The sequence below is a fragment of the Bradyrhizobium sp. genome (assembly GCF_035484855.1).
Taxonomy (GTDB): domain Bacteria; phylum Pseudomonadota; class Alphaproteobacteria; order Rhizobiales; family Xanthobacteraceae; genus Bradyrhizobium.
Genome location: NZ_DATHOP010000042.1, coordinates 1 through 10,097, shown reverse-complemented (window position 1 = coordinate 10,097; position 10,097 = coordinate 1). Strand labels below are relative to the sequence as shown.

Below are 10,097 nucleotides of genomic sequence, written 5' to 3'. Positions count from 1 at the left end.
GCCGAGAGTGGACTGAGTCCGTGCCCCATGATGCCTTTTTGGAAATCTATGAGGACCAGTGCGGTCGTCTTGGGATCGAGTTCAAGCATGGTTTTTCGCCTGTTGGGTTGACGTTCGGTGTTTCAGCTGCGTTAATTGAGTACATACTCACATAACACGATAATTGAGCATGCCCTCAACTATGTCAAGACCTAGTGAAGTTCCGCAAGCGAGGACGCCGCAACGGCGCAACGGGAAACTGCGTGTCGCCGCCATATTGAAGGCGGGTGCCGCCGTCATCGCCGAGAAGGGTTATGAGGCGGCGACGATGGCCGAGATCGCCGCAAGGTCGAGCACCAAAATTGGTTCGCTCTATCGTTTCTTTCCCAACAAGGAAGTCCTGGCGAATGCGTTGATCGCGCATTACCACGAGGGCGTTCACGACGCCTTCGATGAACTTGATTCCAGAATTCAATCGCTATCCATCTCCGCGCTCGCTGATTTTTTGCTGGATCTGATGGTCGATCTCCACAAGGGGGCAGGGCCGACGATGAAACGATTGTTGGAAATTCCCGAAGTTTTGTCGGTGAAGCGCGGTGAATTCAGCAGATCCATTCACAAGCATATCGTCCGGACATTGACGCTGCGCAGCCCGGGACTGACCTCCGACAAGGCGCAAGACATGGCCGTCGTAATACTCGGCAATATGAAGACGATGGCAGCTTTCTCGGACCTTGCAGACCAAAGCGTTCGTCCGGGGGCCATCGAAGAATTGCGCGAGATGACCCGGATTTATCTGAAAAGCAGGCTGAAGACGAAGTCAGTTTGATTGGGTCTTGTGACCTCCTTACCAGACCGCGGAAATTACGATGGTCGTCCTCGCACCGAGCGGCCCGCCAATGAGCCGACGAGTCTACCTAAGCCATCTCGATATGCCCAAGGGAGACTTCCGGTATTGGCACGAAACGGAAGTGGCCGGATGTTCCCTCAGAGTCCGCTGTTGGGGGACCAGCGGAAGTCGCATTTCATGACTGTGACTTCCGATTTTGACCCAAAGCGGCCGTGGCACGCGGCCCGCCGCATCCAGATGATCCGGCCATGGTTAAGGCGAGTGGACGCCTTGAGCCGAAGCTCGATAAACTCAGCGAACCCGCATAGGTATCTGCCAAGGCCAATTGCAAAAGCAACGGAAACACGCACATGCAGGACCTTACCGGACGGACAGCCTTCGTCACCGGAGCAGCATCAGGCATCGGATTAGGGATCGCCACGGCGCTATCGCATGCCGGGGTGAATGTCATGTTATGCGACATCGAGGAAGAGGCGTTAGCAACGGCTGTAGCGAAATTGAAACTTACCAACGCCGACGTTGACGGCGTGAGAGCGGATGTATCGCTTAAAGCAGACATCCAAGCCGCAGCGGATGCCACCGTGTCGCGCTACGGAAAAGTCCATATTCTGGTCAACAATGCGGGGGTCGCCGGCGGCCGGGGTTATGGTCATTGGACAGATGCGGGTTGGAATTGGGTTCTCGACGTCAATCTGATGTCGGTGATTTGGGGCATCGAGATTTTCGGTCCGCTGATCGAGGCGCACGGCGAAGGAGGGCAAGTTGTTTCCACGGCGTCCGTCTTCGGGCTGATCGCTGGAGGAAGTCCGCAGTATGATGTGACCAAATATGGAGTGGTGGCTCTGTCCGAAGGACTGCGTAAGGCGCTCGCGCCGCGGAAAATCGGGGTATCCGTCCTGTGTCCGGGCGTTGTCCGCACTCAGATCTTTAATTTTCGTCGCAACGTGCCGCAGCGGATCGTCGAGAAGATCGGCAGTCCGCCGACGGAGGGACCGATCGCCGATATTGTCAAGGCACTCCAGGAGCGGATCAACAAATTTGGCATCGATCCTCTCTATGTCGGCGAGCTGGTACGCGAGGCAATCGAAAATGACTGGCCCTACATCTTCACCGACACCGAGCACGAGGCCTTCATCGAGCAGCGCTTCGCCGCGATCAAGCAGGGCTTCGACCGCATCCGCGGAAGGACGCCGCGGCGCTAGCTTATCGCAGTCTGCTCACGGCCGCTTTTGGCACAAACCCGACATGACGCAATGTCCGATTTGAGTCCGTTATGCGAGCAACAGCGGACATCGCTTAGCCGGCCGTATTTAGCTTGAGGCACGGGGGCGACGGCCGTTGCTCCGGCCACGCCACGGATCGCGCTCGTCAACCGCGCTCTGCCAATCCGCGACGTCGCTTTCAAACCAACATCTCCTGTTTGCCGAAATGTAGGCCGACCGCGAAACGCGGACTTTTTTCGAGTCAGTAAAGCGTTGTCCTGGAAATCGGGATGAGCGCCAAAACTTGTTCTTCATTCAACATGCGGCGAAGCGCGGATTTTTTCGATGCGCCGTTATCCGGTTCCCCGCGGCGCGCTTGATCGGTGATCGCGAGCGCGTCGCTTCTAGGCCGATCCTATCGTGGTGACGAAGCTCATCCGATCGCCGGCCCGCAGACAGGCGACGCGCACAATCCGGGCCACGGCCCAGGCTGGCTGCAGCGGCCTCAGGCTGATGACCGAGCCGTCCGGCCGCTCCGCGAGGTGCACGCCGCCGGAGACGATATCCGGCTGGCCTTCGATCGACAGGCTGAAACCGGCATCCCGGCCGAAGGCCAGAACAAGGCCATCTGTTGAGCCGGCGTCGGCCGGTAGACTGATCCGCGTCACCGCAAGCCTGTCCTCGATTGCATACGCCGTGATCGTTTCGCCGGCGCCGTCAAGTTTGGTGATACACAGCATTCCGTCGCCGCCACGCGCCGTCACCCGGTAGGTCGTCTCGTCGTCATCGTGCTGAAGAACCCATTCGGCGCCGACATCGAGACGATCCGGCGTTTTCAGCAGCCTTGCGCTGACCGTTCCGGACCGGATGGCCCCCATGGAATGACGTTCCGTGAAGTATCCCTCATGGGCGACGAATGGCCCGGCGCGAATCTTTTCAGGCACAGGGTATTCAACACCGTCGATCGTTACTTTCGTTCGCGGACCGGCGAGCGTGGTCGCGCCGCGCCACATCAGCGGCAAGGCGCTGCCGGCGGAATGTCCGCCGGGATCGGACAATCCGCCACGTTTGACATCGGGTTGACCGGCGCTGACCATGTCAAGAGCGACGCGCTCACCTGCCTGCGACCGAAATTCCAACCGCGCCCGCCGCCCCTCGGCCAATGATTCCAACTCCGAATCGATCTGACGGCGATAACACTCCCGATCACTCCCGCGATGCGCGGCAAGTAGCGCGTCGTCATTGACGTAGTCGATCTGCGTCTGGTCGTGCCGCGTGATGATCGCGCGGATGGAATTTCCACGATCGGTCCGAACCTGGATCATGGCTTCGACGGCCTCGTATTTCGGGTGGCCCTTGAAGAAAGCCATGACGTGCAGATCGTCCCGGCGAAAGCGCAGCGGGAAAGGCTGCAGAACGCCTGCGGGCATCAACAGTGCGGCTCCGATATCGAGCGAATGGGTCATATAAAAACTCAGCGATGCGCGCTCAGATCGGTGATGACAAGCGCGTCGCCATTCAGCGGATTGAGCGGATCGCGCGCGTAGCGCAGCGTCTCGAACCGCATCGCCCGGGCATCGACCATCAACAGCCGTCCGACCAGGCCCTCGCCGAAGCCGACGATTTCGCGGATCGCCTCCAGCGCCATCATCGATCCCAGGACGCCAGCGAGCGCACCCATCACGCCGGCCTCGGCGCAGGCCGGCACCGTCCCGGGCGGCGGTGCTTCCGGAAACAGGCAGCGATAGGTCGGGTTGAACTCGCCGGCCTCGTTCTTCTCGTGGGCGCGGATCGTGGTCAGCGAGCCGTCGAACTGGCCCAGCGCGGCCGTGATCAGCGGTTTTTCGGCAAGGAAACAGGCATCCGACACCAGATAACGGGTTTCGAAATTGTCCGAGCCGTCGAGCACCAAATCGTAGCTGCCGATCAGTTCCATCGCATTGCCGGCATCGAGCCGCGTGGCATGCGCCGCGAAGCGGACGTGGGGATTGAGCGCATGAATCCGCTCAGCCGCGGTGTCCGCCTTGCGTCGGCCGATATCCGGCGTTGCGTGGATGATCTGCCGCTGCAGGTTGGACAGCGAGACGATATCGTCATCGACCACGCCGAGCGCGCCGACGCCGGCAGCCGCCAGATACATCAGCGCCGGCGCGCCGAGGCCGCCGGCGCCGATCACCAGCACGGACGCTTCCTTCAACGCCGCCTGGCCCGGGCCGCCGACCTCGCGCAGCACGATATGACGGGCGTAGCGTTCGAGTTCGTCGGCACTCAGCATGGCGCGATTGAATCCCGCAGTTGCGCCGCGCACTCGCCGTCATTGCGAGCGCCAGCGAAGCAATCCATACGCAGCGCAGCAAAACGGAGCAATGGATTGCTTCGCCGCTTCCGCCTTCGCTCGTTGAGCTCGGGCGGACAAGTCGCGTCTCGCAATGACCGATGTTTTGCCATCCCTTGCTGAACCCCGGACCCGTTGTTGCCGACCAAGCAGATGTGCTTAATTGCGCCGACGTCAATGACCCCGAGACTTCTCATGAGATCGATGCTGGCGGCAACATTGATATTGGTGGCCGCAGGCGTCTCCGCCCATGCGCAGATGACGGCGCCCACCACCGCCGGCAGCAAGCCCAAGGCGGTCGCGACCGTTCCGATCCGGCCCGGGTTGCAGACCCCCGCCGATACCGCCAACGCCATGGCGCAGGCCGAGCGGCTGGCGATCCAGTCGGATCTCGCCTGGGTCGGCCAGTACAACGGCGCCATCACCGGCGACGTCAGCGAGCGCATGGTCGCGGCGATCAAGGAATTCCAGAAGCAACGCGGGGGCAAGCAGACCGGCGTGCTCAATCCGCAGGAGCGTAGCGTGCTGGCGGAAACCGCGCGGCGGCGGCAGGACAATGTCGGCTGGAAGATCGTCACCGAGGCCGGCACCGGCGCCCGGCTTGGCGTGCCGACAAAACTGGTGCCGCAGCAATCCTCCGACGCCAATGGCGCCAAATGGACCTCCCCCACCGGCACCATCCAGATCCAGCTGGCGCGGCGCAAGCAGGCCAACCCGACCAGCGCAAAGCTCGCCGAGCAGGAGAAGAAGGAACCCGCCGGCCGCGCGATCGACTATACCGTGGTGAAACCGGATTTCTTCGTGCTGTCGGGCATGCAGGGCCTGAAGAAATTTTACCTGCGCGGCACCTTCAAGGGCGACGAGGTCCGCATCCTGACCATTCTCTACGACCAGGCCACCGAAGGCACCGTGGAGCCGGTGGTGATCGCGATGTCGAGCGCGTTCAACCCGTTCCCATCAGGCAGCGGCCCGCCGCCGCGCAAGACCGTCGAATACGGCACCGGCGTGGTCGTCAGCGACGACGGCGCGATCGTGGCCGACCGCGAGATCACCGACGGGTGCCTGGCAATCACCATCGGCGGCTTCGGCAGCGCCGATCAGGTCGCCGATGACAAGGACCACGGCCTGGCGCTGTTGCGCATTTACGGCGCACGCGGATTGAAACCGCTGGGCTTGAGCAATGGCGCGGCGAAATCCACCGTCGACCTCTTCGGCATCGCCGATCCGCAAAATCAGGGCGGCGGCTCGGCTGCCAGCAGCGTCAAGGCAGCGGCGGCGCAGATCGGCGGCGACGGCGACGTCGCGCTGTCGCCGCCGCCGGCGCTCGGCTTTTCCGGCGCGGCCGCGCTCGATGCCGACGGCAAATTCGCCGGCATCGCGCTGTTGAAGCCGGCGCTGGTCGCAGGACCGGCGACCGCCACGCCCGCCGCACAGGCGGTGCTGGTATCGGCCGACACGGTGCGGGAGTTTCTGAAGACCAACGACGTCAACGCTTCCGGCGGATCGGCGGATGCAAAGGCTTCCGTCGTGCGCGTGATCTGCGTGCGGAAATAGGCGAGCGGCTACCAGCGCCGTCCCCAGCCCCAGCCGTAATAGCCGTAATAGTAGGGATAGGGCCTGTAATAGGGTCCATAGCCATAATAGACCGGCGGCCCGGCGACATAACCAGGCCTTGGGCCATATTCGGGTGGGCCGATGTTTTCGACCATCTCGTCGCCCCCGGGCCCGCGCGGCGGCGGCCGGCGCGCTGCCATACCGACGTTGCGGGCGATGACGAAACCGTCCTTGCCGTCCAGTGACGCCTCACACCATCCGTTGGTGCACTTGCCGACCTCGATGGTGGTCCCCTTCGGAATCAGGGTCAGCACTTCGCTGTCAGTGCCGGGCGACTTCCTCAAGTTCGTTTCGCCAGTGGTAACGATCGGCTTGGCCATTGCGCAAGCCGCTGACAGGAGTGTGAAGATTGCGACCGATGCCGCGACCCGTACGAGACTCATGGCAGACCCCTTTTTCCTTCTCTGAATTCGTCGCCCAGACGCGATTTAACTCCAGGAGGGTGCGGGCATTCAAGACCTCGCCTGTTCAAAATAGCCTTCAACGGCAGGGCTTATGTTTCAATTGATTGCCAAGCCGACCCGTCCGGAAGCTCAAGTTGCCGTACGGAGGCTCGCGCATGCTCACCTCAGGCTGAACCGGACGCCTGCCCGCGCGAGGCCGCCGGCCAGGCCGATCGGCGTGCCGTCGGCGCGCCAGCAGGCGGCGCCGGTGAGCCGGCCGTCATCGCCGAACTGGATCGCGTTCATGCCGCCGGCAACCGTCGGCATCGCCACTACCTCATGGCCGATCGACCTCAGTTCGGCCCGGACCGCTTCCGGAATCGCCCGTTCGACCTCCAGCGCGTTGCCTTCGGTCCAGACCCGTGGCGCTTCGACCGCTTCCTGCAGGCTCATGCCATGATCGATCAGGTTGAGCAGCGCCTGTAGCGCGCTCGGAAAGATCCGCTTTCCCCCGGGTAGCCCAAGCGCGTAGGCGAGCTTGCCGTCGCGCAGCGCCATCACGGGCGACATCGAAGTCGTGACGCGCTTGCCCGGAGCCAGCGATAGCGCATGGCCGGGTCGGGGATCGTACAGGTTCATGTAATTGTTCGGGACAGTGCCGAGGCCGGGAATCAGGATCTTGGCGCCGAACAGATTGTTGATGGTCTGCGTGGTCGCGACCACGTTCCCAAACGCATCGGCCGCGGTCATGTGGGTGGTGTGCGCGCCCTCGAGCTGCGCCACGCCCGCACCCCATTTTTGCGCGCGCTTTGGGTCGATGGCGCGGCGTCGCTCACTGGCGTAATCCTTTGAGGTCAGCCGTTCCACCGGCACGCCGACAAAATCCGGGTCGCCACTGGCGGCCGCGCGGTCGGCAAAGGCAATCTTCAGCACTTCGGCCAACAGATGGATCGTCGCCGGCGTGCCGAAGCCGAGGGCGGCGATGTCAAAACCCTCGAGAATATTCAGCATCTGCGCGATGTGCACGCCGGAAGCCGCGGGCGGCGGCGGACCGAGGATCGCCCAGCCGCGATAATCGGCCCGGATCGGCGAACGTTCGACCGTTTTGTAAGAGGTGAGGTCTTCGCGGCTGACAAAGCCGTCATGCGCCTTCATATAATCGACGAGAACGTCGCCGAGCGGACCGTGATACAGCGCCGCCTCGCCGTGGCGCGAGATAGTGGTCAGCGTCTCCGCATATTCCGATTGCACCACGCGGTCGCCGGCCTTCAGCGGCGTTCCCTCGGGCAGATAGATCGCCGAGATCGCCTTGTCCTTCAGCATCGCCTGCGCGCCGTCGACGATGCATTCGTGCAGATAGGGCGTCGCTAGAAAGCCGCGCGAGGCATGCTTGATCGCGGGCTGCATGACATCGGCGAGTGATAGGGTGCCGAATCGTTGCAGCGTCTCGCACCAGGCTTTCAGCGAGCCCGGTACCGCGACCGCCTTCGGGCCGTTGAGGTTTTCGTCGCCGATGGTGTCGAACACGTCATGCGCCGAACCCGGCTTCGAGCGATAGGTATCCGGCCGCACCGCCAGCGGGACCGTGCTCTGGCCGTCGATGAAGCGGTGGCTGCCGTCGCTGAGCCGGATATGCGCCATGCCGCCGCCGATGATCCCGACCATCATCGGCTCGACCACGGTCAGCGTGAACAGAGTCGCGATCGCGGCATCGATAGCGTTGCCGCCGGCGGCGAGCATCTCCGCACCCGCGCTCGATGCCAGCGGATGATTGCTGACCACCATGCCGCGGCTGCCCGACGCGGGCTGCTTCCGGCACTCGAACGTGGTGGCCGTGCGATCGCGCCAATTAGCGGTCATGGAGTATCACCCTCTATCTCTGCACGCGGCGATGCATAACATCCCGTGTTCACCGGCGGAAACTGTTTGAGCTACGGCCCAGCCAGCTTTCGCGGGTCACTCTCCATCTTTCCGATTTCGTCTGGCCATTGTGATGCGGGAGCTCGATGTAGCCGACGAATTCGGCGCCGGTCTTTTGCTTGACCCGGCGTGAGGCCACATTGGAAACAGCGTTGCTGACGTAAAAGCTTTCGACACCGAGCGTTCGGAAGGCAAAATCGTTCACGGCTGCGATGGCCTCGGTCATCAACCCTTTGTTCCAGTAGGGCTCCGCGAGCCAGAATCCGCGATTGCCTGTAGGTTGGTCCGGCTTGGGGGTAAAGCGAATGTTTCCTATCGCTTCGCCGTCACCGGATTTTAGAGCCAGCACCCATTGATAGATTTCCTCGCCCGCGGCGATCTTTTCCAATTGCTGCCGGATAAAGGGCTCCGCACCGTCATCGGGATAGGGCCACGGTACCACGAAGGGCAGGTTCTGGATGATGTTCCAATTGTTGAAATGGCGCTGGATCGCCGGCGCGTCCGAAAGCGCCAGCGGCCTCAAGATCAGTCGCCTGGTCTGAATGTTCGGAGTGTCCATCGGCTTTTCATCACGGCGCGCGTGCGCATCCTATCGTCATTTGTCCATGCCGCGCATCACTTCTGGCATTTCGGGCACCAGAAGGTCGAGCGGCCGTTTTGCGTAAATCGCCGCACGATGCCGCCGCAGCCCGCGGTCTGGCATTTCTCGCCTTCGCGGTCATAGACCTGAAACGAGTGCTGGAAATAGCCGAGTTCGCCCGAGGTCTGGCGGTGATCGCGCAGCGACGAGCCGCCGGCCTTGATCGCCTGGTTCAGCACCGCGTGGATCGCTCCCAGCAGACGTTTGGCATGATCCGTGGGTTCGCCTTTTTTGGTCGCCAGGGTCGCGGCCAGCCGTCGCGGCGACAGCTGCGCGCGATACAGCGCCTCGCAGACATAGATATTGCCGAGCCCCGCGACCACGCGCTGGTCGAGGAGCGCCGCCTTCAGGCTGGTCTTCTTGTTGGCGCATGACTGCGCCAGCATTTTTGCATCGAATTCATTGCCGAGCGGTTCGGGGCCGAGGCCGCTCAGGAGCGGCTCATCCTCGAACGCTTTGCGGGCAATGATCTTCATGTAGCCGAACCGCCGCGGATCGTTAAAGACCACCGCGGCACCCGACGACATGTGAAACACCACATGGTCATGGGTGCGATCTTCGCTGCGCGCGTGGTGGAATTGGCCCGGCGTTGTCTGATTTTCATTCTTGATGACGCGAAACGAGCCCGACATGCCCAGATGCATCAAGAGCACGTCACCCGACTCGAGGTCAGCCATCAGGTATTTGGCGCGACGGCCCAAACCAGTCACGGTCTGGCCTTCCAGCCGCGCGGCGAAGTCCTTCTGGAAGGGAAACCGCAGGTCTTTGCGCCGGGTCTCGGCCTTGATGATTTTTGAACCCTCCATGACGGGCTGCAGGCCGCGGCGGACAGTCTCGACTTCAGGTAATTCGGGCATGCGCGGCATTCACCTTGAGGGGCTGACGTGATAGCGCCATTGCGGCTGGCGCGCTATGGTCCGGCAGTCGCGAGTTTGAGGGCGTAAAGACATGAATCAGCCTGACGAAACCACGCATTTCGGCTTCAGGGAGGTGCCGTTAGGGGACAAACAGACGCTGGTAAACGACGTCTTCCGCAGCGTGGCACAGCGTTACGACCTGATGAACGATTTGATGTCGGTCGGCCTGCACCGGGTCTGGAAAGACCTGATGATCAACGCGCTCAACCCGCCGCGCAGCGATGCGCCGTTTGCCCTGCTCGACGTCGCCGGCGGCA

10 protein-coding genes are annotated in these 10,097 nt (G+C 62.3%); 4 read left to right on the top strand and 6 right to left on the bottom strand.

Annotation, left to right across the window (positions count from 1 at the left end):
* The first annotated feature begins 169 nt into the window (after positions 1–169).
* Entirely contained in the window at positions 170–808 is a 639-nt protein-coding gene (locus tag VK804_RS05630; RefSeq protein WP_325368713.1) for a TetR/AcrR family transcriptional regulator, read from the top strand.
* A gap of 371 nt (positions 809–1,179) precedes the next feature.
* Positions 1,180–2,031: an SDR family NAD(P)-dependent oxidoreductase gene (locus VK804_RS05625; RefSeq protein ID WP_325368711.1), complete on the top strand. Its 852-nt coding sequence runs from the start codon at positions 1,180–1,182 to the stop codon at positions 2,029–2,031.
* Positions 2,032–2,435: 404 nt separating this feature from the next.
* Here the strand turns inward: VK804_RS05625 and VK804_RS05620 are convergent, their stop codons facing one another.
* Both VK804_RS05620 and VK804_RS05615 read right to left on the bottom strand, forming a co-directional pair.
* Positions 2,436–3,497: a hypothetical protein gene (locus VK804_RS05620; RefSeq protein ID WP_325368709.1), complete on the bottom strand. Its 1,062-nt coding sequence runs from the start codon at positions 3,495–3,497 to the stop codon at positions 2,436–2,438.
* An 8-nt stretch (positions 3,498–3,505) separates the two neighbouring features.
* Complete coding sequence (locus VK804_RS05615; protein ID WP_325368708.1) at positions 3,506–4,306, bottom strand: molybdopterin-synthase adenylyltransferase MoeB; 801 nt, start codon at positions 4,304–4,306, stop codon at positions 3,506–3,508.
* A gap of 255 nt (positions 4,307–4,561) precedes the next feature.
* Between VK804_RS05615 and VK804_RS05610 the strand changes: the two genes are divergently transcribed.
* Complete coding sequence (locus VK804_RS05610; protein WP_325368706.1) at positions 4,562–5,920, top strand: serine protease; 1,359 nt, start codon at positions 4,562–4,564, stop codon at positions 5,918–5,920.
* Positions 5,921–5,928: 8 nt separating this feature from the next.
* Here the strand turns inward: VK804_RS05610 and VK804_RS05605 are convergent, their stop codons facing one another.
* The 4 genes from VK804_RS05605 to mutM all read right to left on the bottom strand — a co-directional run bounded on the left by VK804_RS05605 (position 5,929) and on the right by mutM (position 9,780).
* Positions 5,929–6,264: an SH3 domain-containing protein gene (locus VK804_RS05605; RefSeq protein ID WP_325368704.1), complete on the bottom strand. Its 336-nt coding sequence runs from the start codon at positions 6,262–6,264 to the stop codon at positions 5,929–5,931.
* A gap of 279 nt (positions 6,265–6,543) precedes the next feature.
* Positions 6,544–8,223 carry a gamma-glutamyltransferase gene (ggt, locus tag VK804_RS05600; RefSeq protein WP_325368702.1) on the bottom strand — a complete coding sequence of 560 codons (1,680 nt, stop codon included), beginning with the start codon at positions 8,221–8,223 and terminating at the stop codon, positions 6,544–6,546.
* A gap of 49 nt (positions 8,224–8,272) precedes the next feature.
* Complete coding sequence (locus VK804_RS05595) at positions 8,273–8,842, bottom strand: GNAT family N-acetyltransferase (protein WP_325368700.1); 570 nt, start codon at positions 8,840–8,842, stop codon at positions 8,273–8,275.
* Positions 8,843–8,898: 56 nt separating this feature from the next.
* The gene (gene mutM / locus VK804_RS05590; RefSeq protein WP_325368698.1) at positions 8,899–9,780 is read right to left on the bottom strand and encodes a bifunctional DNA-formamidopyrimidine glycosylase/DNA-(apurinic or apyrimidinic site) lyase; all 882 of its coding nucleotides are present in this window, start codon (positions 9,778–9,780) and stop codon (positions 8,899–8,901) included.
* Positions 9,781–9,871: 91 nt separating this feature from the next.
* Here mutM and VK804_RS05585 point away from each other — a divergent pair.
* Positions 9,872–10,097, top strand: a 226-nt coding sequence (locus tag VK804_RS05585) for a class I SAM-dependent methyltransferase (protein ID WP_325368696.1), incomplete at its 3' end; no start/stop codon positions are given.